This is a genomic window from Streptomyces chengmaiensis (assembly GCF_029846775.1).
In the GTDB taxonomy this organism is placed as follows: Bacteria; Actinomycetota; Actinomycetes; order Streptomycetales; family Streptomycetaceae; genus Streptomyces; species Streptomyces chengmaiensis.
The window spans coordinates 1-505 of the sequence record NZ_JARWBG010000140.1; the positions used below are offsets into that span (position 1 = coordinate 1).

Below are 505 nucleotides of genomic sequence, written 5' to 3' on the forward strand. Positions count from 1 at the left end.
CCCCCGGTGTCGACACGAAGGCCGGCTCGGTCACGGCACGGTACATGAAGATCACGTTCACAGACACCCAGGGACAGGGCGGCAGCCTCTACGAGTTCAAGGTGTACGGAGCGCCCGTGCTTCTCTCGCAGGGCAAGACCGCAACGGCGTCCAGTGTCTACTCGGCTTCTTACGACGCGGCCAAGGCCGTGGACGGAGATGCTGGGTCCCGGTGGGCGCAGGCGTCGGGTGCTGCGGATCCGTCGTGGCTGAAGGTTGACCTCGGAGACCAGTACCAGATCTCCAGCGTCAACACCTCGGCGTACCTCCTCACCGGTCTGGGCGTGAAGTACAAGATCGAGTACTCCACAGACGACAGCACCTATTCGATGTATGCCGACAAAACCGGGTCGTTCTCGACCCCCGGTGTCGACACGAAGGCCGGCTCGGTCACGGCACGGTACATGAAGATCACGTTCACAGACACCCAGGGACAGGGCGGCAGCCTCTACGAGTTCAAGGTGTA

General features: G+C 62.4%; 1 protein-coding gene. It reads left to right on the forward strand.

The window, feature by feature from the left end:
- Positions 1-44: 44 nt before the first annotated feature.
- Positions 45-505: discoidin domain-containing protein (locus tag QCN29_RS36765; RefSeq protein WP_279933604.1), on the forward strand; the 461-nt coding region annotated here is incomplete at its 3' end.